The organism is Streptomyces sp. NPDC022552 (assembly GCF_055561875.1).
The window spans coordinates 54,816-74,243 of sequence record NZ_JBVHGJ010000021.1; the positions used below are offsets into that span (position 1 = coordinate 54,816).

At 71.9% G+C, this 19,428-nt stretch carries 22 protein-coding genes; 12 read left to right on the forward strand and 10 right to left on the reverse strand.

Annotated features, from left to right (window positions below):
- Positions 1 to 175 precede the first annotated feature (175 nt).
- From ACZ3OF_RS34365 to ygfZ, 3 genes are all read left to right on the forward strand, one after another.
- A complete protein-coding gene (locus tag ACZ3OF_RS34365) occupies positions 176 to 748 on the forward strand; it encodes a heme-binding beta-barrel domain-containing protein (RefSeq protein ID WP_361436856.1) in 573 nt (190 codons plus the stop codon).
- A 66-nt stretch (positions 749 to 814) separates the two neighbouring features.
- Positions 815 to 1,252: a Fur family transcriptional regulator gene (locus tag ACZ3OF_RS34370; RefSeq protein ID WP_361676420.1), complete on the forward strand. Its 438-nt coding sequence runs from the start codon at positions 815 to 817 to the stop codon at positions 1,250 to 1,252.
- 10 nt (positions 1,253 to 1,262) lie between these two features.
- Positions 1,263 to 2,228, forward strand: coding sequence for a CAF17-like 4Fe-4S cluster assembly/insertion protein YgfZ (gene ygfZ, locus ACZ3OF_RS34375; RefSeq protein WP_361676423.1), 966 nt, complete (start codon positions 1,263 to 1,265; stop codon positions 2,226 to 2,228).
- A gap of 23 nt (positions 2,229 to 2,251) precedes the next feature.
- Here ygfZ and dtd read toward each other — a convergent pair whose 3' ends face one another.
- Positions 2,252 to 2,677 carry a D-aminoacyl-tRNA deacylase gene (gene dtd / locus ACZ3OF_RS34380; protein WP_361676426.1) on the reverse strand — a complete coding sequence of 142 codons (426 nt, stop codon included), beginning with the start codon at positions 2,675 to 2,677 and terminating at the stop codon, positions 2,252 to 2,254.
- Positions 2,678 to 2,803: 126 nt separating this feature from the next.
- On the opposite strand from dtd, the gene ACZ3OF_RS34385 reads away from it, so the two are divergent.
- Both ACZ3OF_RS34385 and ACZ3OF_RS34390 read left to right on the forward strand, forming a co-directional pair.
- Entirely contained in the window at positions 2,804 to 3,379 is a 576-nt protein-coding gene (locus tag ACZ3OF_RS34385) for an RsiG family protein (protein WP_361676429.1), read from the forward strand.
- A 299-nt stretch (positions 3,380 to 3,678) separates the two neighbouring features.
- On the forward strand, positions 3,679 to 4,923 hold the full coding sequence (locus ACZ3OF_RS34390) for a GNAT family N-acetyltransferase (RefSeq protein WP_467308755.1): 1,245 nt from the start codon (positions 3,679 to 3,681) through the stop codon (positions 4,921 to 4,923).
- 23 nt (positions 4,924 to 4,946) lie between these two features.
- Here the strand turns inward: ACZ3OF_RS34390 and ACZ3OF_RS34395 are convergent, their stop codons facing one another.
- Together ACZ3OF_RS34395 and ACZ3OF_RS34400 are read right to left on the reverse strand one after the other, a co-directional pair.
- A complete protein-coding gene (locus tag ACZ3OF_RS34395; protein ID WP_361676435.1) occupies positions 4,947 to 5,690 on the reverse strand; it encodes an ABC transporter permease in 744 nt (247 codons plus the stop codon).
- Positions 5,683 to 6,696: an ATP-binding cassette domain-containing protein gene (locus tag ACZ3OF_RS34400; RefSeq protein WP_467308758.1), complete on the reverse strand. Its 1,014-nt coding sequence runs from the start codon at positions 6,694 to 6,696 to the stop codon at positions 5,683 to 5,685. The genes ACZ3OF_RS34395 and ACZ3OF_RS34400 overlap by 8 nt, the downstream gene beginning before the upstream one ends.
- Positions 6,697 to 6,793: 97 nt before the next feature.
- Between ACZ3OF_RS34400 and ACZ3OF_RS34405 the strand changes: the two genes are divergently transcribed.
- Complete coding sequence (locus tag ACZ3OF_RS34405; RefSeq protein ID WP_467308760.1) at positions 6,794 to 7,561, forward strand: TetR/AcrR family transcriptional regulator; 768 nt, start codon at positions 6,794 to 6,796, stop codon at positions 7,559 to 7,561.
- Here the strand turns inward: ACZ3OF_RS34405 and ACZ3OF_RS34410 are convergent.
- The 4 genes from ACZ3OF_RS34410 to ACZ3OF_RS34425 all read right to left on the reverse strand — a co-directional run bounded on the left by ACZ3OF_RS34410 (position 7,486) and on the right by ACZ3OF_RS34425 (position 11,573).
- Entirely contained in the window at positions 7,486 to 8,382 is an 897-nt protein-coding gene (locus tag ACZ3OF_RS34410; RefSeq protein WP_361676444.1) for a hypothetical protein, read from the reverse strand. The genes ACZ3OF_RS34405 and ACZ3OF_RS34410 overlap by 76 nt on opposite strands.
- Before the next feature lie 76 nt (positions 8,383 to 8,458).
- Positions 8,459 to 9,916, reverse strand: coding sequence for an MFS transporter (locus ACZ3OF_RS34415; RefSeq protein WP_467308763.1), 1,458 nt, complete (start codon positions 9,914 to 9,916; stop codon positions 8,459 to 8,461).
- Positions 9,917 to 10,026: 110 nt separating this feature from the next.
- The gene (locus ACZ3OF_RS34420) at positions 10,027 to 10,512 is read right to left on the reverse strand and encodes a MarR family winged helix-turn-helix transcriptional regulator (RefSeq protein ID WP_361676450.1); all 486 of its coding nucleotides are present in this window, start codon (positions 10,510 to 10,512) and stop codon (positions 10,027 to 10,029) included.
- 161 nt (positions 10,513 to 10,673) lie between these two features.
- Entirely contained in the window at positions 10,674 to 11,573 is a 900-nt protein-coding gene (locus tag ACZ3OF_RS34425) for an NAD(P)-dependent oxidoreductase (RefSeq protein WP_467308765.1), read from the reverse strand.
- A gap of 49 nt (positions 11,574 to 11,622) precedes the next feature.
- Here ACZ3OF_RS34425 and ACZ3OF_RS34430 point away from each other — a divergent pair, with 49 nt between their 5' ends.
- The 4 genes from ACZ3OF_RS34430 to ACZ3OF_RS34445 all read left to right on the forward strand — a co-directional run bounded on the left by ACZ3OF_RS34430 (position 11,623) and on the right by ACZ3OF_RS34445 (position 13,641).
- Positions 11,623 to 11,973: a winged helix-turn-helix transcriptional regulator gene (locus tag ACZ3OF_RS34430; RefSeq protein ID WP_361676456.1), complete on the forward strand. Its 351-nt coding sequence runs from the start codon at positions 11,623 to 11,625 to the stop codon at positions 11,971 to 11,973.
- Positions 11,974 to 12,185: 212 nt separating this feature from the next.
- Positions 12,186 to 12,596 (forward strand): helix-turn-helix domain-containing protein, encoded by a 411-nt coding sequence (locus tag ACZ3OF_RS34435; RefSeq protein ID WP_361676459.1) that lies wholly within the window; start codon positions 12,186 to 12,188, stop codon positions 12,594 to 12,596.
- Between the two features lie 28 nt (positions 12,597 to 12,624).
- Positions 12,625 to 13,212, forward strand: coding sequence for a hypothetical protein (locus tag ACZ3OF_RS34440; RefSeq protein ID WP_361676463.1), 588 nt, complete (start codon positions 12,625 to 12,627; stop codon positions 13,210 to 13,212).
- Between the two features lie 87 nt (positions 13,213 to 13,299).
- The gene (locus ACZ3OF_RS34445) at positions 13,300 to 13,641 is read left to right on the forward strand and encodes a DUF2516 family protein (RefSeq protein ID WP_361676466.1); all 342 of its coding nucleotides are present in this window, start codon (positions 13,300 to 13,302) and stop codon (positions 13,639 to 13,641) included.
- Positions 13,642 to 13,712: 71 nt separating this feature from the next.
- On the opposite strand, the gene ACZ3OF_RS34450 is transcribed toward ACZ3OF_RS34445, so the two are convergent.
- The 3 genes from ACZ3OF_RS34450 to ACZ3OF_RS34460 form a co-directional block, all read right to left on the reverse strand.
- Positions 13,713 to 14,960 carry a PP2C family protein-serine/threonine phosphatase gene (locus ACZ3OF_RS34450; protein WP_361676469.1) on the reverse strand — a complete coding sequence of 416 codons (1,248 nt, stop codon included), beginning with the start codon at positions 14,958 to 14,960 and terminating at the stop codon, positions 13,713 to 13,715.
- 225 nt (positions 14,961 to 15,185) lie between these two features.
- Complete coding sequence (locus tag ACZ3OF_RS34455) at positions 15,186 to 16,265, reverse strand: C40 family peptidase (RefSeq protein ID WP_361676472.1); 1,080 nt, start codon at positions 16,263 to 16,265, stop codon at positions 15,186 to 15,188.
- Between the two features lie 216 nt (positions 16,266 to 16,481).
- Entirely contained in the window at positions 16,482 to 17,291 is an 810-nt protein-coding gene (locus ACZ3OF_RS34460) for a class I SAM-dependent methyltransferase (RefSeq protein WP_361676474.1), read from the reverse strand.
- Between the two features lie 174 nt (positions 17,292 to 17,465).
- Here ACZ3OF_RS34460 and mshA point away from each other — a divergent pair, with 174 nt between their 5' ends.
- Both mshA and ACZ3OF_RS34470 read left to right on the forward strand, forming a co-directional pair.
- Complete coding sequence (mshA, locus tag ACZ3OF_RS34465) at positions 17,466 to 18,809, forward strand: D-inositol-3-phosphate glycosyltransferase (RefSeq protein WP_361676477.1); 1,344 nt, start codon at positions 17,466 to 17,468, stop codon at positions 18,807 to 18,809.
- Complete coding sequence (locus tag ACZ3OF_RS34470) at positions 18,802 to 19,314, forward strand: type III secretion system chaperone family protein (protein ID WP_361676480.1); 513 nt, start codon at positions 18,802 to 18,804, stop codon at positions 19,312 to 19,314. The genes mshA and ACZ3OF_RS34470 overlap by 8 nt, the downstream gene beginning before the upstream one ends.
- Positions 19,315 to 19,428: the final 114 nt, after the last annotated feature.

Here is a 19,428-nt window from a genome sequence, read left to right on the forward strand (position 1 = left end):
GCTGGGGTCCGGCCCGTTCTGCCTTCACCGCTCATTCGAGGAGCACCCGTGATCATCTTCTTCGAAGTCCTCCTGGCCCTGGTCTGCGTCGCCGTGCTCGCGTTCACCGGTCTGGCCGTGAAGAAGCTGTACCAGGGCCAGCGCTAATCACCTCTACGGAACGACAGAGCTGCTCATGATCGAGATCCCGTCCGACCTCAACCCGGACCTCGTCCCCCTCGCGTTCCTCCTCGGAACGTGGGAAGGCGCGGGCGTCGCCGACTTCCCCGGCGCCGAGAAGTGCAACTTCGGTCAGTCCGTGACCTTCAGCCACGACGGCCGTGACTTCATCGAGTACCACTCGCACTCGTGGGTCCTGGACAACGAGGGCAACCAGGTCCGCCCGCTGGAGAGCGAGAGCGGCTACTGGCGGATCGACAAGGACCGCAAGGTCGAGACCGTCATGGTCCGCGACCAGGGCATCGTGGAGATCTGGTACGGCGAGCTCGCCGACAAGAAGCCGCAGATCGACCTGGTGACGGACGCCGTGGCCCGTACGGCGGCGGCCGGCGCGTACAGCGGTGGCAAGCGGCTCTACGGCTACGTCAAGGGCGACCTGATGTGGGTGGGCGAGAAGGCGACCCCCGAGGTCCCGCTCCGCCCGTACATGTCCGCGCACCTGAAGAAGGTCGTGACGCCCGAGGAGGTCGCGGAGATGGCGCGCAACCTCGGCGACCTGCCGGACGACGGCATCGCCTTCTTCAAGTAGGCCATCTTTCGAGCAGGGCTCACGAGACCCAGCCGTGTGCGCCCACGCCCTCCTACACTGGGGGGCGTGGTGAGCACCGACTGGAAGAGCGACCTGCGGCAGCGCGGCTATCGGCTGACGCCTCAGCGCCAGCTTGTCCTGGAGGCAGTGGACACGCTGGAGCACGCGACGCCCGACGACATCCTGGGCGAGGTCCGCAAGACGGCCTCCGGTGTGAACATCTCCACCGTGTACCGGACCCTGGAGCTCCTGGAGGAGCTCGGGCTGGTGTCGCACGCCCATCTCGGGCACGGGGCGCCGACGTACCACCTCGCCGACCGGCACCACCACCTCCACCTGGTCTGCCGGGACTGTACGGAGGTCATCGAGGCGGATGTGGACGTGGCCGCCGAGTTCACCGGGAAGCTGCGCGAGACCTTCGGCTTCGACACGGACATGAAGCACTTCGCGATCTTCGGCCGGTGCCGGGACTGTTCGAACAAGGACGCCGGTACGCAGTCGTAGGCTTGCCCCTATGAAGAGCCCTCTGCTGTCCCTGCCCGGCGCCGTCCCCGCCGAAGGCCGTGACGAAGGTGTCGCCGCGCACTACGGCGACCTGTTCCGCGAGCAGCGTGCCCTCGCCGCGGGTGACGGTTTCGTCGATCTCTCGCACCGCGGTGTCGTCACCGTCTCCGGGGACGACCGGCTGAGCTGGTTGCACCTGCTGCTCACCCAGCATGTCAGCGAGCTGCCGGCCGGCCGTGCGACCGAGGCGCTGATCCTCTCCGCGAACGGTCACATCGAGCACGCGCTGTACCTCGTCGACGACGGCGAGACCGTCTGGGCGCATGTCGAGCCCGGCACTCAGGGCGAGCTCCTCGCCTATCTGGAGTCGATGAAGTTCTTCTACCGGGTCGAGGTCGCCGACCGTACGGACGACGTCGCCGTCGTCCACCTCCCGGCCGGCTCCATCGCCGAGGTGCCGGAGGGTGTCGTCGTACGGGAGACCCCGCACGGCCGCGACCTGTTCCTGCCCCGCGCCGACCTGGAGCCCTTCGCGGCCGGTCACGGCCCGGCGGCCGGGATCCTCGCGTACGAGGCGCTGCGCATCGAGTCGCACCGGCCGCGGCTCGGCTTCGAGACCGACCACCGGACCATTCCGCACGAGCTGGGCTGGATCGGCAGCGCGGTGCACCTGCAGAAGGGCTGCTACCGAGGGCAGGAGACCGTCGCGCGCGTCCACAACCTGGGGAAGCCGCCGCGTCGGCTGGTCTTCCTGCACCTGGACGGCAGCGAGGTCCATCTGCCGGGTCACGGCACCCCGATCCGGCTCGCGTCGGACGGCGCCGACGGCCGCCAGCTGGGCTTCATCACCACCTCCGGCCGCCACCACGAGCTGGGGCCGATCGCGCTGGCGATGGTGAAGCGCAACGTGCCGGTGGACGCGGAGCTGATGGCCGGGGAGACGGCCGCCGCGCAGGAGACCGTCGTCGAGCCGTAGGCCTCGGACGTCGCCGTAGCCCCTCAGACCTCCACGATGACCGTGAACGGGCCGTGATTCGTGAGCGAGACGCGCATGTCCGCTCCGAACCGGCCCGTCTCCACGTGCGCGCCGAGCTCGCGCAGCCGGGCCACGACCTCGTCGACGAGCGGCTCGGCGACCGGGCCGGGCGCGGCGGCGTTCCAGGTCGGCCGGCGGCCCTTGCGGGCGTCCCCGTAGAGGGTGAACTGGGAAATCACCAACAAGGGCGCATTGACGTCCGAACAGGATTTCTCTCCCTCCAGAATCCGGACGGACCAGAGCTTTCTGGCCAACTGTGCCGCCTTTTCCGGGGTGTCCTCGTGGGTGACTCCCACCAGCACACACAGCCCTTCGCCGACGATCTCGCCGACGGTCTCTCCTGCCACGACGACGCTCGCGCCGTCCACCCTCTGCACCACTGCACGCATACAGTCCAACCTACAGACCTGCGCAAAGGGGCCGAACGGGTGCAGAGCGCCTGCACATGCACGGGCGGGAGTGGCACCATGCCTGTCAGGCGGTGCGGTTCCGCACCGGTCGAGGGGACGATTCACATGAGTGCACCTGGCGCCGGGCAGACGCCGGCCCGTTTCGGAGTAGGCGTACGTCCGCCCGTGCAGCGGACGGCCGAGCCGGCGCTGCCGGAGCGACCGCAGCCGGACATCGCCGCCCTGAGGCTGCCGGAGCTGCGCGCGCTGCGCCGTGACGCGCAGGGCGACGAGGCGGACCTCAGCTATGTACGGCGGATGCTGCAGGGCCGTATCGACATCCTGCGGGCCGAGCTGGCGCGGCGTACGGATCCGGAGTCGCCGGTCCTGGACCGGCTGTCGGAGATCCTCGCGGACGTGCCGTCGCGGCGGGGTTCGTCGGCGCGGCATGTGACGCTGTCGACGCCGCGGAGCGAGGAGTACCGGCGGCTCGCGGCGGAGATGCTCTCGGAGGTCGAGCTGTCCGACCTCGGGGCGCGGACGGACGACGAGCTGCACGCGGCGATGGGGCGGCTCGCGGGGTACGAACAGCAGATCTCGCGGCGGCGCCAGGAGCTCCAGCGGACGGCCGACGACTGCAGCGCCGAGATCACCCGCCGCTACCGCGAGGGCGAGGCCCAGGTGGACGACCTCCTGGCCTGAGCGCAGGCCGACCGGCGGCGCGGTACGGCGGCGGGGGGGAGGCCGCCCGCCGGGTTGCGCCCTTCGGGCGGCCCCGAGGCCTGCGGCCCGCGGCTCTGATGCCGTGCGGCTCTGTTGCCGTGCGGCCCCGCAGCCCCGCAGCCCCGCACCCCTGAGGCTCTGGGCCCCGCCGCCCCGCGACCCCGCGACCCCGTGGGGCGTGTGTCGCGGGCGGCTGATGCCCCGGCGGTCGAGGCTCGCGGGTCCTTTCGGGAAAACTCGCGTGCGAGAGGTCCTGGTGCGCGCATAGCCTCGCCGACATGAGCCTTGAGGTACGCCCCGTGGGCGAGTCCGAGTTCGGCGAGTGGCTGCGTGCCCTGAAGACCGGGTTTCTGCGGCCACCGGTCCTCGCGGACGACGAGGCCGAGGCGCGGCTGCCGCACTTCGACCTCTCCCGCACGCTCGGCGTCTTCGACCGGGGCCGGATCGTCGGCACGTTCCGTACGTTCACGCAGGAGCTGTCCACCATCGGTGGAGGCTCGCTCGTCGCCGACGCCATCAGCCAGGTGACCGTCTCGCCGACGCACCGCCGCCGCGGCGTGCTGAGCGGCGCGATGACGGCGGACCTCGCCACCGCGAAGGAGCGGGGCGACGCCGTGGCCACCCTCATCGCCGCCGAGTACCCGATCTACGGCCGGTACGGCTTCGGTCCCGCCACCTGGACCACCGAGTGGGCCGTCGACGTGACGCGCGCCGGGCTCGACCCGCGCCGTACGGGCCGGCCCGAGTGCGGCGGCTCGGTCGAGCTCTCCGACGGCGCCGAGATCCGCAAGCTCGGCCCCGAGGTGCACCGCAGGCTGGCCCGCGTCCGGGCCGGCGTCCCGAACCGGGAAGCGCGCGACTGGGAGCGCGGCACGGGTCTCGGCTTCCAGTCCGACCCCTGGACCGAGCCCTTCTACGCGGTCTACCGCTCCGAGTCCGGCGAGGTCGAGGGCTATGCCGCCTACCGCTCGGACGACAAGTGGGACGACGGCAAGCAGCCGGTCAACACGGCCTCCGTCCGGGACCTGATCGCCTGCACCCCGGCCGCCGAGCGGGCGTTGTGGCGGTACCTCTGCTCGATCGACTGGGTGACCTCGGTCCGGTCCGGCTACCGCGGCCCCGACGACCTCCTGCCGCTGCTCCTGCCGGACCCGCGCGCGGCCAGGGTCGTCAGCCACGCCGACATGCTCTGGGTCAGGGTCCTGGACGTGGCCAAGGTGCTGGAGGGGCGTACGTACGCGGCTTCCGGCTCCCTCGTCCTGGAGCTGCGCGACGCGGGCGGCCTGGCCGGCGGGCGCTACCGGCTCGACGCCTCCCCGGAGGGCGCGGAGTGTTCCCGTACGGCCGAGTCCGCCGATCTCGCGCTCGACATCGCCGAGTTGGGCAGGCTCTCGCTCGGTGACGAGTCGGTGGTACGGCTGGCGGCCCTCGACCGGGTGGAGGAGCTGACGGCGGGCGCGGCCGCCCGCGCGGACGTACTGCTGCGGGCCGCGCGCCGGCCGTGGTGCCCCGACATCTTCTGACCGCCCGCGCCGCCTCCGTACGGTCACTTCGTCCGGAGGCGGAACAGGCCCCCGGACGCGGCGATGCCCGTCGCCATGATCCCGGCGCACCAGGCCAGCGCGATCCAGGGCGTGTTGCCCACCGGCTGGTCGAGCAGCAGTCCGCGCATCGACTCGATGAGAGGGGTGACGGGCTGGTGCTCGGCGAAGCCGTGCAGCCAGCTCGGCATGGTCTCGATCGGGACGAACGCGCTGCTGGGGTAGGGCAGGAACATCATGAAGAACGTGATCCCGCCCGCCGCTTCGGGGGTGCGGGTGAGCAGCCCGAGCGCCGCGGAGAGCCAGGAGATCGCGGTGATGAAGGCGATGAGCAGGCCGAGCGCGGCGAGCCAGCCGAGCGGGGTCGCGGCGGGCCGGAAGCCGATGGCGAAGGCCACGCCGAGGACGAGCGCGGTGGCGACGAGGTTGCGGGCGACGCTGGCGCCGACATGGCCCGCGAGGATCGGCGTACCGCCGATGTCGAGCGAGCGGAACCGGTCGATGATCCCGCCCTTCATGTCCTCGCTGACACCGACGGCGGTCCCTGCGGAGCCGAAGCCGGAGCAGAGGATGAGGACGCCGGGGACGACGTAGGTGACGTACCGCGTGCCGGTGTCGATGGCTCCGCCGAAGAAGTAGACGAAGACCAGCATCAGCATGATCGGCAGCAGCATCGAGGTGATGACGGCGTCGATGTTGCGGCGGCCGAGGCGGAGCCCGCGGCCGGTCATCGTGAGGGCGTCAGACATGGAGGGGCTCCTTCTCCGTGAGCGCCAGGAAGACGTCGTCGAGCGTCGCGGTGCGCAGGGCGAACCGGACGATGTCGGTGCGGCCGGGGTCGAGTTCGTCGAGGAGCGCCCGGACCTGGGCGGCGCTGCCGTCGGTGGGGACGCCGAGGGTGAGGGCCTCGACGTCGTGGTGGACGGCCCGGTCCGCGAGCCGGAGGTAGCTCTCCCGGTCGCGCAGGACGAGGTCGAGGCGGTGGTCGGCGAACCGGGCTTTGAGCTGCTGCGCGGTGCCGTCGGCGACGATGCGGCCGGCGTCCATGACGGCGATGCGGTCGGCGAGCCGGTCGGCCTCCTCCAGGTACTGGGTGGTGAGGAAGACCGTCGTACCGCCGTCGGAGAGGGCGCGGACCACGTCCCACAGCTCCTTGCGGCTGCGCGGGTCGAGTCCGGTGGTCGGCTCGTCGAGGAAGATCACCGAGGTCTCGCCGGGGTCGCGGACCAGGCCGGCGGCGAGGTCGAGGCGGCGGCGCATGCCGCCCGAGTACGTCCTGGCGAGGCGTCCGCCGGCGTCGGAGAGGCCGAAGCGCTCCAGGAGTTCGGCCGCGCGGCGGGCGGCGGCGGGGCGGGAGAGGCCGGAGAGCCGGGCCATCATGCGCAGGTTCTCGGCACCGGTCTGCATCTCGTCGACGGCGGCGAACTGGCCGGTGAGGGAGATGGCGCGGCGCACCCGGGACCGCTCGGTGGCGATGTCGTACCCGGCCACGCGCGCGTGGCCGGAGTCCGGGGCGGTGAGGGTCGCGAGGATGCGGACCGTGGTGGTCTTTCCCGCGCCGTTGGGGCCGAGCAGGGCGAAGACGGTGCCTTCGTCGACGCGGAGGTCGAGGGAGTCGAGGACGGGAACGGTCCCGTAGGCCTTGCGCAGGCCGGTGGCTTCGATGGCGGCCGGTGCGAGGGCGGACGGTACGGGCGGTGCGGCGGGCGCGGGTGGGACGGCGGGTGGGACGGCGGGCGGTACGGCGGTGGGCATGGGTCCCCCTGGGATCAGTACTGCGTATGCCTTACGCGTTACTGTGTAAGGGTTACGCATTACTAGGATGGCCGTCAAGCGAAGAAGGGCGGATGCGGTGGCGGACGACAAGGGCGAGGGCGGCGGAACCTTCCTGCCCGCGAGCATCGAGGCCGCCTGGGGGCTGCGCGAACGCCCCTCCAAGGGCCCCAAGCCCGGGCTCACCCTCGACCGGATCGTGACGACGGCCGTCGCCGTCGCCTCGGCGGAGGGGCTCGACGCGGTCTCCATGGGGCGGATCGCCAAGGAGCTCGGCGTCTCGACCATGTCCCTCTACCGCTACGTCGGCGCGAAGAGCGAGCTGTACGTCCTGATGCAGGACGTCGCCACGGGCGCCCCGCCCGCCCCGCTCCCGCCCGGCACCGGCTGGCGCGAGGGCATCGAGCACTGGGCCTGGACGATCCGCGAGGTCTACCACCGCAATCTCTGGATGCTCCGCATCCCGCTCTCCGGCCCGCCCGCGACGCCGAACACCGTCGCCTGGTGGGAACAGGCCATGGTCGCCCTGGAGAGCACCGGTCTCGACGAGGGGACCAAGGTCTCGGTGGTCATGCTGGTCGGCGGCTTCGTCCGCAACGAGGCGCTGATGATGGCCGACCTCGGCGCCGTCATCAGCGCGAGCGGGCAGAGCCCGGAGGTGGTCCTCTCCCGTTACGGCCACACCCTGCGGCGGCTCGCCGACCCGGACCGCTTCCCGGCGGTGGCGCGGATGCTGGACTCGGGCGTGATGGACGAGGCGGACGAGCCGGACTACGAGTTCCGCTTCGGCCTCGGGCGGATCCTCGACGGGGTCGCGCTGCTGGTGGACGGGGACGGGCGCTCGTAGAACTGGAGCACTCCGCCGACGCTGAAGCACGCCGCGCCCGTGAGCGTGCCCCAGTTCGCGACGGCGACGCTCACCAGGTCCCCGGTCGAGGGCCGCGTGAAGGCGGTGACCGCCGAGGCCATGAAGAGGAACGACCCGAGCTGGTTGACCGAGACGATCCACCAGGCGAGGTCGTGCGTGCGGAGCCGTGGCCGGCCGTGGCAGACCTCGACCATCGCGAGGTGCCCCGAGATCAGGAACAGGATGCACCCGACCATGTCGGGGGCCCAGATGAGCCGGTTGGCCTGCTGCACGGAGAGCCCGTGGAGCAGGGAGCCCACCAGGTTGATGCCGAACACGAGCGTGCCGGTGAACAGCACGAAGGTGCTGAGCCAGTCGATCCGGTCCGGTTCGTAGCTCCACCACCGCCAGTGCCGTGCGGCCAGCCGCCCCGCCTGGTGGTCCCGGTCCGGCGCGTTGATCGCCTGGAGCAGCGAGGCGTAGCCGCCGGTGTTGAAGAACAGGCCGCCGGTGAAGTAGATCCAGGCGCTCGTGATGTCGCCCGGTCCGAACTGGGCCAGCCCGGCGCCGAGGGCGAAGAGCGCGCCACCGACGGTGAACGCGCCCGCGGCGACGGCGTTCAGCCGGCGCATCCGGCCGACCGAGACGCTGTCCGCCGTTCGCGCGCGGGGCCGCGGCTCGCCCGCGGCATGGACGGTCAGCAGGGCGCGCTTGCGCGCCACGCGCGACTCCCAGACCGCGGTGCCCCCGGCCTCGGGTCGCCAGGTGACCCGGGTCGTGAACGGTCCCGCTCCTTCGGAGTGCTCCTTCGCTCCCGCCATCAGCCGACTGTATCCCTCGCGTGGCGAAAGATCCCCTGATCGACCGGTATGTCCGGCGCTGAGGGGTCGCACCCCGTTACGCGACGGGCATCGCGACCCGGTCCTCGGTCGCCCTGCGGCCCCGCTTCGGCTGCCGCAGGACCGTGAGGGCGACCACGAAGGCGGCGGCCAGGAGCCCGGTGCCGACGGCGAACGCCAGGTGGTGGCCGGCGGTCAGGGCTTCGGCGACGGGGCGGCCCGCCTCGGTCAGCGACTCGGTGCGGGCGGCGGCCAGGGTGGAGAGGACCGCGATCCCGAGGGCCATGCCGATCTGCTGGGTGGTGTTGAACAGGCCCGAGGCCAGCCCCGCGTCCTCCTCCTTCGCGCCGGACATGCCCAGCGAGGTCAGTGCGGGCAGCGCCAGGCCGAAACCGGCCGCCAGCAGCATCACGGGCAGCAGATCGGTGACGTACGAGGCGTGCACGGGGATCCGGGTGAGCAGGCCGAGCATCACCACGAGCAGCGCGAGCCCGGTGAGCAGGACGGCGCGCTCGCCGAAGCGGGCGTTGAGGCGGGCCGAGACGCCCAGGGACACCGCGCCGATGACCGCGGCGGCCGGCAGCATCGCGAGACCGGTCTCGGCGGCGCCGTACGCGAGGACCTTCTGCAGGTGGAGCGCGACGAGGACCTGGAAGGAGAAGAGGGCGGCGACCATCAGCATCTGGACCAGGTTGGCGCCCGAGACGCTGCGCGAGCGGAGGATCCGCAGCGGCATCAGCGGGTTGGCGGTCCTGGCCTGGCGGACGACGAAGCCGGCGAGGAGGACGAGCGAGAGCGCGCCGAGGCCGAGGGTGTGGGCCGAGGCCGCGCCGTACTCCTCGATCTTGACGACCGCGTAGATGCCGGCCATCAGGCCGGCGGTGACGAGCAGCGCGCCGTGGACGTCCGCGCCGCCGCCGGCCTTGAGGCCCGGACCGCGGTCGGCGGGCAGGGCGCGGCCGGCGATGAGGAGGGTCGCGACGCCGATGGGGAGGTTGATGAAGAAGATCCAGTTCCAGGTGAGCGCGTCGGTCAGGATTCCGCCGAGAACCTGCCCGATGGAGGCGCCGGCCGCGCCGGTGAAGCTGAACACGGCGATGGCCCTGGTGCGTTCGCGGGACTCGGTGAAGAGCGTGACGAGGATGCCGAGGCTGACGGCCGAGGCCATCGCGCTGCCGACGCCCTGGAGGAAGCGCGCCGCGATCAGGACGCCGGGGGAGGCGGCGACGCCGGCGAGCAGCGAGGCGGCGGTGAACACTCCCGTACCCGCGAGGAACATCCGTCTGCGGCCGATCAGATCGCCGAGGCGGCCGGCCAGGAGGAGCAGCGATCCGAAGGCGATCAGATACGCGTTGACGATCCAGCTGAGTCCGGCCGGGGTGAAGCCGAGGTCGCCCTGGATGGCCGGCATGGCGACGGTGACGATGCTGCCGTCCAGGATCGTCATCAGCATTCCGGTGGCCAGGACACCGAGGGCGAGCGAGCGGAGGCGGGAGGGGGTGGGCGTGGCGGGCATGGGGTCTCTCCTGTTCGACGGAGGCAACAGAAAAGACCGTAGCAGATAGTCCCGTTGCAGACTATCTTTTACGGATCGACAGGGTCGGTGCGGCTCGGCGGCCCGGTCCGTCAGCCCTTCTGGCGCGCCCGGCGGGCCGGCCGCGCACCCTCGACCGGTGTCTCCAGATGGCCGGTGACCAGGCGGTTCAGGGCGCGCAGCAGCACTTCGCGCTCCTTGTCGGGAAGCGAGGCCAGGGCGCTCTCGTGCACCCGGTCGACGATCTTCTGGCTCTCCGCCGCGACCTTGGCGCCCTCCTCGGTCACCGCGATGATCCGCGCCCGCCGGTCGGTGCTGGAGGGCCGGCGCTCTGCGAGCCCGGCCTTCTCCAGTGCGTCGACGGTGACCACCATCGTGGTCTTGTCCATGTCCCCGATCTCGGCGAGCTGCGCCTGGGTGCGCTCCTCCTCGAGGGCGTGCACGAGGACGCAGTGCATACGGGGGGTGAGCCCGATCTCCCCCAGCTCCGCGGTCATCTGCGTCCGCAGGACGTGGCTGGTGTGGTCCAGGAGGAAGGAGAGGTCCGGTTCGGTGCGCGTGGGTGCCATGGCTGTCATGTCAGCCAGGGTAAGCCCGCTCGATCTGTAGCGGATTATCAGGAAGCGGACGACAGGCTCACTCGCCTCTTGCCGCCGGGCTCACCCGCCCGTTGCCGGGGGGCTCACTCGCCCGCCGGCCTCACCCGCCCGCCGGTCTCTCCCGCCCGTTTCCGGCAGCCTCATCCCTCCTTCCGGTCGCGGCCCAGCAGCTCCGCGATCCGGAGGAAGCCGTCGGTGCCGTGGCCCAGGCCGATGGTGCGGCGGGCGAGGCCTTCGGCCGCGCGCATCACGCCGGCGTCGATGCCGTGCGCCTCGGACGCCTCGACGATGTGGGCCATGGACGAGGCCGCCGAGGTGATCGGATTGCCCTCGCCGGAGAACGTGCCGTCGTCCACCTCCGCCGCCGCCTCTTCGAAGACCGGCGGGAGGATGGCGCCGATGCCCTGGGCGAACGGCGCCAGCTCCCGCGCGGTGATGCCTTCCGCCCGCGCGACCGCCAGGGCGTGGGCGTAGCCCGCCATCGCCGTCCAGAAGATGTCGAGCAGCGCGATGTCGTACGCCGCCGCCCGGCCGATCTCCTCGCCGAGGTGGGTGTGCGTGCCGCCGAGGGCGTCCAGGACGGGCCGGTGCGCTCGGTAGAGGTCCTCCGGTCCGCTGTGGAGGAACACCGCGCCGGGGGTGCCGATGGTGGTCGTCGGCGTCATGATCGCGCCGTCCAGGTAGCGGATGCCGTGCTCCGCCGCCCAGGCCGCCGTGGACCGCGCCCGGGCCGGCGTGTCGGCGGTCAGATTGACGACCGTACGGCCCTCGAGCGCGCCGGTGACCGCCTCGCGCCGCAGGACGGCGTCCGCCGCGTCGTAGTTCACGACGCAGACCACGGTCAGCCCGCTCGCCGCGACCGCCTCCTCGGCCGAACCGGCGCCGACCGCGCCCCGCGCGGCCAGCTCGCGGTCCCGCCCCGGTGTCCGGTTCCAGACGGTGGTGCGCAGCCCGGCGTCCAGGAACGCGCCCGCGAGGGCCCGGCCCATCGGCCCGAGGCCGAGTACCGTGACGGAGGACTGATCGGTCTCCGATGACATGGTCCAACTCCTGTGTGAGTAGTGCGAATCCATGAGAAATGGGGCGAGAATGACGCGCAGTCGTGCCCAGGACACGGACGTCTGCGGAGTGACCGCCGCGATCGCCGTGATCGACGGAAAGTGGAAGACGGCCCTGCTCTGGCAGTTGGAGTCCGGCCCGCGCCGCCCGGGCGAGCTGCGCCGCGTCCTGCCCGGCCTCAGCGAGAAGGTGCTGACTCAGGCGCTCCGCGAGATGGAGACCGACGGCCTGGTGCACCGGGAGGTGTACGACACGCTTCCGCTGAAGACCGAGTACTCCCTGACGGAGTTCGGCAAGGAGCTCTCGGAGGTGCTCGGGCCCCTCTCCGACTGGGGGCACCGCCGCCTGGAGAGACTCACCGAGGCCCGCTCGGTCTCCTGACCCATCGCGCTGTCCACCCCCGTCCCGTCCCGTGGTCCGGCGGCCCCGCGGCCGCCCTCCCCAAGGTTCTCCGGGCCGCCGCGCGCCGCCAAGTACCCACAAAAAAGTGGGTGTACGGCCAGCAGGTGACCCCATGCGGCCGTGCGGTGAGGCGCGACACTATTGCAAGCGCCTGCTTGCAATAGTTAGCGTCGGATGGCATCGTCACCGTCATGGCATCACTCAACGTCGGCAATCTTGGCGAGTACCTCCGTGAGCAGCGGCGCACCGCGCAGCTGTCGTTGCGGCAGCTCGCGGAGGCCGCGGGGGTGTCCAATCCGTATCTGAGCCAGATCGAGCGCGGTCTGCGCAAGCCCAGCGCCGAGGTGCTGCAGCAGGTCGCCAAGGCCCTGCGGATCTCCGCCGAGACGCTGTACGTGCGGGCCGGAATCCTCGACGAGAAGGAGCGGGACGAGCTGGAGACGCGCGCCGTCATCCTGGCCGATCCCTCGATAAACGAGCGGCAGAAGCAGGTGCTGCTCCAGATCTACGACTCCTTCCGCAAGGAGAACGCCGCCGAGGCGGCCGACACCGCCGGCACCGCAGATGCCACCGGCGCCACAGCCGGACCCACCCCGAGCTAGTACGTACACATCCGGGAGGACCACCACCATGGCCATCATCGAAGAACTGCGTACCCCCCTCTACTTCGCCGCCGGTACCGCCGACCTCGCCGTCCAGCAGGCCAAGAAGGTCCCCGGTCTGATCGAGCAGATCGCCGCCGAGGCGCCCGCGCGGATCGACGCCGTGCGCAACACCGACCCCAAGGCCGTCCAGGAGAAGGTCACGGGCCGGGCCAAGGAGGCCCAGGCCACCGTGCAGTCGAAGCTCGCCGAGGTCGTCGGCAGCATCGACACCGACCTGAAGAAGTTCGGCGAGACCGCCCAGGACCTGGCCCTGCGGAGCGTCGGCGTGGCCGCCGAGTACGCGGTCAAGGCGCGCGAGAAGTACGAGGAGGTCGCCGCCCACGGCGAGGAGGCCGTCAGGGCGTGGCGCGGTGAGGTGGCCGACGAGATCACCGAGATCGCGGTGGTCGTGGAGCCGGAGCCGGCCACCGTGCCGGGGGCGAAGAAGGACGAGACCAAGGTCCAGGTGCCCGCCGCCAAGACGGCCGAGACCGCCGAGGCGTCCAAGCCCACCCGTAAGACCACCGCCCGCAAGGCGCCCGCCAAGAAGCCGGTCTCCGCCACCGAGAAGTAACCCCCGGGGCGCCGATCAGGGTGTCCGGTGCGTCGTACCGGGTACCTTGGCCGCGAGGGCCCACATCACTACCTAGGCGGTTCAGACATGTTGCGCGACGGATTCGACCTCGGTCTCTCCTTGGTGACGGACCTGGTCTTCCTCGGCTTCGCCGTCGTCTCGTTCGTCTTCGCCGCCATGGCACGCGAGGACGCGTATCGCGCGGCCGAGAAGCAGACCAAGAAGTTCTGGCTGATCATCCTCGGTATCAACCTCGTCCTGAACCTGGTTCTGGACATGTTCTTCCTGCAGATCGCCGGCGTCATCGCCGCCATCGTCTTCATGGTCGACGTGCGGCCCGCCCTCAAGCAGGTCTCCGGCGGGGGTGGCGGCCGGCGCGGCGGATCGAGCAGCGACGGTCCGTACGGTCCCTACAACGGCGGTCGGTAGAGCCGTAGGGCGTTCGTCCTCACGGGCCGAGCGGACCCGAGCGGAATCAGGCGGACCCAAGGGGCCCGGGGCTATCCCCGGGCCCTTTCCAGTGCCAGGACCGCCACGTCGTCCGTCAGCTCCCCGCCGTTCAGCGAGCGCACCTCCGCCACCGCCGCCTCCAGGAGCTCCTCGCCCCGCAGGCCCTCCGCCAGCTGCCGGTTGATCATCTCGACCATCCCGTCCTGGCCGAGCCGCGGCGAGCCGGGGCCCGCCGAGCGGCCCTCGATCAGGCCGTCCGTGTACATCAGCAGGCTCCACGCCCCGCCGAGCTCCACCTGGCGCCGCGGCCAGCGGGCACGCGGCAGCAGGCCGAGGGCCGGGCCGCCGTCCTCGTACGGGAGCAGCCGCGCGGGCCGGTCCTTGCGGGCGATCAGCGGGGCGGGGTGTCCGGCGAGGCAGAGGCCCGCCCGGCGCCCGTCAGGCGCGATGTCGACCGTGCAGAGCGTCGCGAAGATCTCCTCGCTCTCCCGCTCGTGCTCCAGGACGCGCTGGAGCGTGGAGAGCAGCTCGTCCCCGCACAGGCCGGCGAAGGTGAGCGCCCGCCACGCGATGCGCAGCTCCACACCCAGCGCCGCCTCGTCGGGGCCGTGCCCGCAGACGTCGCCGATCATCGCGTGGACCGTGCCGTCGGGGGTGCGGACGGTGTCGTAGAAGTCCCCGCCGAGCAGCGCGCGGGAGCGGCCGGGCCGGTAGCGGGCGGCGAACCGCAGGTCGGAGCCCTCCAGGAGAGGGGTGGGGAGCAGTCCGCGCTCCAGCCGGGCGTTCTCCTGGGCCCGTAGCCGCGACTCGGTGAGCTTCACCTGCACCGCGTCGGCCCGCTTGCGCTCGACCGCGTACCGGATGGCCCGGCTCAGCAGCCGGCCGTCGAGCTCCTCGCGGAAGAGGTGGTCCTGCGCGCCGACCCGTACCGCCTCCGCCGCCAGCTCCGCGTCGGCCGAGGCCGCGAGCGCCAGGACGGCGTGGCGCGGCGCGAGCCGCAGGATGTGGCGCAGGGGCGCGAGCGTGTCGTCGCCGGCCGCGCGGGGCCCGGGCAGGGCCAGGTCGACCAGGACACAGTGCACGTCGTCGGTGAGCAGCCGCTCGGCCTCGGTGAGGTTCCGGGCGGTACGGATACGGACGCGGGTCCCGTCGACGTCGTCGAGCATCTCGGGTACGGCGAGGGCACCCGCCGGGTCGTCCTCGACGACCAGCAGGGTCAGATCGGTGCCTGTCGCAGCGGGCACAGCGCCGGGCGCCTCAGCAGAGACGATTCTCTGGCGCGGTACGGGTACGGGCATCGGTCGTGGTTTCCTTCCCTCCCCCCGAGGGCGCGGCGGGGCGACGAACGACGTCCCGCCAGACGGGGACCATAGCGGTACGGCACCGGGCAGCGGAATGGCGATCACGGTACGAGCACCGATGGCCCCTTGGCATATGCCGCGCATGGGGAGGTTGTTGCCCGTGAGGCCATGACGAACATCACGCCGGACGGCGTGCGGAAGGCGCCCCTTCGGTGGTGCAGGTCACTCCGGGCGGACGACTCCCAGGATCTCCATCGAGCCCGCGCCCGCGAGGGTCACGTCCCGTCCCGGCCGCGGCGCGTGGACCATCGCCCCGTTTCCGACGTACATCCCGATATGGCTGGCGTCCTGGTAGTAGACGATCAGGTCGCCCGGCCGCATGTCCTTGATGTCCACCCTGGGCAGCAGTCGCCACTGCTCCTGCGAGGTGCGCGGAATGTTCCGGCCCGCCTTGCTCCAGGCGCGCTGGGTCAGCCCGGAGCAGTCGTACGAGTCCGGGCCCTCGGCGCCCCAGACGTACGGCTTGCCGATCTGCGCCGTCGCGAACTCCACCGCCCGCTTGCCCCGAGGCGTCGCCGTGGCGTTCAGGCCCTCCAGGACACCGGTGTCCAGCCAGGCGGTCTGCGCCCGGTACTGCTCCTGCTCCTCCAGGCGCCGCAGCCGCTCCCGCTCCTCGGCCGCCAGCTCGGACTCGAGCTTCTTGGCCGCGGCTATCTTCTCCTCGATGTCCTTCTTGGCCGCGGCCTGCTTGACGCGGTTGGCCTCCAGCTTGGTCCAGTTGGTGCCCGCGTCCTTGGCGTAGACGGTCAACTGGGCCTGCGTCTCGGTCATTTCGGCCAGCAGGTCCTTGGTGGCCTTGTGGCCCTCCTTGAGCCGGCCGGCGTTGTCCAGGAAGAGCTGCGGGTCGTCGGTGAGGACGAACTGGGCGCCGTCCGGAAGCCCGCCGTTGCGGTACTGGGCTCGGGCCGCCGCGCCCGCCTGGGCCTTGAGCGCGTCGATCTTCTCGCGCCCGGCCACGACCATCTTGGCGAGCCGCACGATCTCGGCGGACTGTTCCTTGGTCTGCTCCTCGGCGAGGTTGTACGCGTCGGTGGCGGCGGCCGCCTTCCGGTACAGGCCGTCGATCTCCTTGCGTACCTCTTCGAGGGTCTTCTTCGGAGCGGTGGGCGGCAGCGGGGCCGCGGGGGCCGCCTTCGGTGCGGCCGGGGCCGCCGAGGCCTGGAGCGTCAGCGCGGGTGAGGCCAGCACCGTCAGGGCGCAGACCACGGTGATCGCGGCGTTGACACAGCGGCGTCGGTTCACAAGCTCCCCCTCGTACGGCCCGCACCGGTATCTGATTTACCGTCAGTAACTTAGTGGTGACCTTGGCGATAGTGCCACGCGAAACGTGAAAGCAACAGGGGATACCGGGCCCTGTCGGGTCACTTTCCCCCACAGGGGACGGGTGAGGGGGGAGTTGCGTTCCCTTGGTGCGTGAATTCACCGGCAGTTGGTGCCTGGATGATGCGAGGTATGCGGTCAGGCGTGCGGTCGGCGCGGTGCCAGTGCCTCCCAGCGGACCGTCACTTCGCCCTGACGCCACCGCCGGTGCCCGTCCGTCAGGGGCCAGTCGGCCGCCAGATCGCGTACGGCCCGGATCCAGCGCTGCCGCGCGCCGAGCGAGGCGTACGGAGCGGCCGCCGCCCACGCCCGGTCGAAGTCGCGCAGGAACGCGTGCACCGGCTCACCCGGCACATTGCGGTGGATCAGCGCCTTGGGGAGCCGCTCCGCGAGGTCCGACGGCCGGTCGAGCGAGCCCAGCCGGGTCGCGAACGTCACCGTCCGCGGTCCGGTCCGGTCGAGCGCCACCCACACATGGCGGCGCCCGATCTCGTCGCAGGTCCCCTCGACGAGCAGCCCTCCGGGCGCCAGCCGCGCACGGAGGCGCGCCCAGACGGCGGCCACCTCGTCCTCGTCGTACTGCCGCAGCACGTTCGCGGCCCGGATCAGCGCGACCTCGCCCGGGACGGGGACCTCGAAGCCGCCGTGCAGGAAGGTGAGGCCCTCGCACTCGTACGGGCGGGCGGCGGCGACCCGGGCCGGCTCGATCTCGATGCCGACGACCTCGGTGCGCGGGTCGGCCGTCCGCAGCCGGGCCAGGAGCTCCACGGCGGTCCAGGGGGCGGCCCCGTAGCCCAGGTCGACGGCGACGGGCGGCTCGGCGGAGCGGCGCAGGGCCGCGCCGTGGACGGCGGCGATCCAGCGGTCCATGCGGCGCAGCCGGTTGGGGTTGGTGGTCCCGCGGGTGGCCGTGCCGACGGGGCGGGTCGGAGTGGTGCGCGGGGCCATGGGACGAGGGTACGGGGCGCGCCACGCCGTGCCGACACGGCAATGAATTGGCAAAACGGAAATGGATGGCGCCATTCCGGCGTTGTGCCGCGTGAAGGACGCGGTGCGCGTCCCTTTTGCCGTGCCCGCACCACCGCAAGGCCCGCTATCCCCCTCAGCGGAAGGACCGTCGACGTGAGCCAGTACGTGTCCCGGCTCGCCGGCTCCCTGGCGACGCCGTCCCGGCTCCGGCTCCCCGGACGTCACCGGACCCCGCGCCGGGTGGCCATGCTCAGCGTCCATACCTCGCCCCTCCACCAGCCGGGCACCGGCGACGCGGGCGGTATGAACGTCTACATCGTCGAGCTGGCCAAGCGCCTGGCCGCGATCGACATCGAGGTCGAGATCTTCACCCGGGCCACCACCGGCGGCCTCGCCCCGTCCGTCGAGCTCGCCCCGGGCGTGCTCGTACGGCACGTGGACGCCGGGCCGTACGAAGGCCTGGCCAAGGAGGAGCTGCCTGCCCAGCTCTGCGCCTTCACCCATGGCGTGATGCGGGCCTGGGCGGGCCACCGCCCCGGCTACTACGACCTGGTCCACTCCCACTACTGGCTCTCCGGCCACGTCGGCTGGCTCGCCGCCGAACGCTGGGGCGTCCCGCTCGTCCACGCCATGCACACCATGGCCAAGGTCAAGAACGCGGCGCTCGCCGAGGGCGACACACCCGAGCCCGCGGCCCGGGTGATCGGCGAGACGCAGGTCGTCTGCGCCGCCGACCGGCTGATCGCCAACACCGCCGAGGAGGCCGACGAGCTCGTCCGCTTCTACGAGGCGGAGCGGGGGAAGGTCGCCGTCGTCCACCCCGGCGTGAACCTGGACCACTTCCGCCCCGCCGACGGCCGGGCCGCCGCCCGCGCCCGCCTCGGGCTGCCCGCCGACGCCTTCATCCCGGTCTTCGCGGGCCGTATCCAGCCCCTGAAGGCCCCGGACATCCTGCTGCGGGCCGCGGCCGTGCTCCTGGACCGCGACCCGTCGCTGCGCTCGCGCATGGTCGTGCCGATCGTCGGCGGGCCGAGCGGCAGCGGCCTCGCCAAGCCGGAAGGGTTGCAGAAGCTCGCCGCCCGGCTCGGCATCGCGGACGTCGTCCGCTTCCACCCGCCGGTCGGCCAGGATCGGCTCGCGGACTGGTTCCGGGCGGCATCGGTGCTGGTCATGCCGTCGTACAGCGAGTCCTTCGGCCTGGTCGCCATCGAGGCGCAGGCGGCCGGGACTCCGGTCGTCGCGGCGGCGGTGGGCGGCCTTCCGGTCGCGGTACGGGACGGTGCCACCGGCTTCCTCGTCCCGGGCCACGACCCGGTCGACTACGCCCGCGCGCTCGGGCGGTTCGTGGCCGAACCGGCGCTCTCCGCCCGGATGGGCGCGGCGGCGGCCCGGCACGCGGAGTCCTTCGGCTGGGACACGGCGGCCTCGGGCACGGCGGACGTGTACACGGCGGCGATGCACGATCATCGCCGTCGCGTACGCTCGCTCCATGGCTGAGCGAGCTGAGCAGGCTGCGGACGTACGTCGGGTCATCGAGGACACCTTCAAGGACGCCGAGCTGGAGTGGGAGTCACCGGAGCCGGGCTCGTACGTGGTGAAACTGCCGGGCACGCGCAAGCTCTTCACCACCCTCTCGATCCGCGTCGGCCGCCACTCCCTCTCCCTCAACGCCTTCGTCGTCCGCCACCCCGACGAGAACGAGCCGGGCGTCCACCGCTGGCTTCTCGAGCGCAACCTCAAGCTGTACGGAGTGAGCTACGCGGTCGATGGCCTCGGCGACATCTACCTGACCGGCAAGCTGCCGCTGGCCGCCGTCACCCCCGACGAGCTGGACCGTCTCCTCGGCTCGGTCCTCGAAGCGGCGGACGGCTCCTTCAACACGCTGCTGGAGCTGGGCTTCGCGAGCGCGATCCGGCGCGAGTACGAGTGGCGGGTCTCGCGCGGCGAGTCGACCCGGAACCTCGACGCGTTCACGCATCTGACCCAGAAGCCCGCGAACTGACCATCGGCCCTCCGTAGCTGCGCGACGTCACACGACACCGCACGACCCCTTCCGTACCCGCCGTGGCCGTGCCATGCTCGCCGCCGTCGCGCATATGAATGGCGTTCACATCCA

What these genes read in the sequence shown, in the direction of transcription:
- ACZ3OF_RS34365 (WP_361436856.1), top strand. Translation starts at nt 176, where the DNA reads ATGATCGAGATCCCGTCCGACCTCAACCCGGACCTCGTCCCCCTCGCG.
- ygfZ (WP_361676423.1), top strand. Translation starts at nt 1,263, where the DNA reads ATGAAGAGCCCTCTGCTGTCCCTGCCCGGCGCCGTCCCCGCCGAAGGC.
- dtd (WP_361676426.1), bottom strand. Translation starts at nt 2,677, where the DNA reads ATGCGTGCAGTGGTGCAGAGGGTGGACGGCGCGAGCGTCGTCGTGGCA.
- ACZ3OF_RS34385 (WP_361676429.1), top strand. Translation starts at nt 2,804, where the DNA reads ATGAGTGCACCTGGCGCCGGGCAGACGCCGGCCCGTTTCGGAGTAGGC.
- ACZ3OF_RS34390 (WP_467308755.1), top strand. Translation starts at nt 3,679, where the DNA reads ATGAGCCTTGAGGTACGCCCCGTGGGCGAGTCCGAGTTCGGCGAGTGG.
- ACZ3OF_RS34395 (WP_361676435.1), bottom strand. Translation starts at nt 5,690, where the DNA reads ATGTCTGACGCCCTCACGATGACCGGCCGCGGGCTCCGCCTCGGCCGC.
- ACZ3OF_RS34400 (WP_467308758.1), bottom strand. Translation starts at nt 6,696, where the DNA reads ATGCCCACCGCCGTACCGCCCGCCGTCCCACCCGCCGTCCCACCCGCG.
- ACZ3OF_RS34410 (WP_361676444.1), bottom strand. Translation starts at nt 8,382, where the DNA reads ATGGCGGGAGCGAAGGAGCACTCCGAAGGAGCGGGACCGTTCACGACC.
- ACZ3OF_RS34415 (WP_467308763.1), bottom strand. Translation starts at nt 9,916, where the DNA reads ATGCCCGCCACGCCCACCCCCTCCCGCCTCCGCTCGCTCGCCCTCGGT.
- ACZ3OF_RS34420 (WP_361676450.1), bottom strand. Translation starts at nt 10,512, where the DNA reads ATGACAGCCATGGCACCCACGCGCACCGAACCGGACCTCTCCTTCCTC.
- ACZ3OF_RS34425 (WP_467308765.1), bottom strand. Translation starts at nt 11,573, where the DNA reads ATGTCATCGGAGACCGATCAGTCCTCCGTCACGGTACTCGGCCTCGGG.
- ACZ3OF_RS34430 (WP_361676456.1), top strand. Translation starts at nt 11,623, where the DNA reads ATGACGCGCAGTCGTGCCCAGGACACGGACGTCTGCGGAGTGACCGCC.
- ACZ3OF_RS34435 (WP_361676459.1), top strand. Translation starts at nt 12,186, where the DNA reads ATGGCATCACTCAACGTCGGCAATCTTGGCGAGTACCTCCGTGAGCAG.
- ACZ3OF_RS34440 (WP_361676463.1), top strand. Translation starts at nt 12,625, where the DNA reads ATGGCCATCATCGAAGAACTGCGTACCCCCCTCTACTTCGCCGCCGGT.
- ACZ3OF_RS34445 (WP_361676466.1), top strand. Translation starts at nt 13,300, where the DNA reads ATGTTGCGCGACGGATTCGACCTCGGTCTCTCCTTGGTGACGGACCTG.
- ACZ3OF_RS34450 (WP_361676469.1), bottom strand. Translation starts at nt 14,960, where the DNA reads ATGCCCGTACCCGTACCGCGCCAGAGAATCGTCTCTGCTGAGGCGCCC.
- ACZ3OF_RS34460 (WP_361676474.1), bottom strand. Translation starts at nt 17,291, where the DNA reads ATGGCCCCGCGCACCACTCCGACCCGCCCCGTCGGCACGGCCACCCGC.
- ACZ3OF_RS34470 (WP_361676480.1), top strand. Translation starts at nt 18,802, where the DNA reads ATGGCTGAGCGAGCTGAGCAGGCTGCGGACGTACGTCGGGTCATCGAG.